Source organism: Mammaliicoccus sciuri (genome assembly GCF_002901825.1).
Classification (GTDB): Bacteria; Bacillota; Bacilli; order Staphylococcales; family Staphylococcaceae; genus Mammaliicoccus; species Mammaliicoccus sciuri.
The window spans coordinates 1-311 of record NZ_PPQD01000015.1; the positions used below are offsets into that span (position 1 = coordinate 1).

Sequence of the window (311 nt, forward strand, 5' to 3'; positions counted from 1 at the left end):
CAGACTCAGATGCAGATTCAGACTCAGATGCAGATTCTGACTCAGACGCAGATAGCGACTCAGATGCAGACAGTGATTCAGATGCAGACTCTGACTCAGATGCGGACAGCGACTCAGACGCAGATTCTGACTCAGATGCGGACAGCGATTCAGACGCAGACAGTGACTCAGATGCGGATAGCGATTCAGACGCAGACAGTGATTCAGATGCAGATTCTGACTCAGATGCGGACAGTGATTCAGACGCAGATAGCGACTCAGATGCAGACTCTGATTCAGACGCAGACAGTGACTCAGATGCAGATTCTGAC

1 protein-coding gene is annotated in these 311 nt (G+C 50.5%); it reads left to right on the top strand.

Annotated elements, in window-relative coordinates; all coding sequences use genetic code 11:
- Positions 1 to 311, top strand: a 311-nt coding sequence (locus CD035_RS02440; protein ID WP_180991817.1) for a hypothetical protein, incomplete at both ends; no start/stop codon positions are given.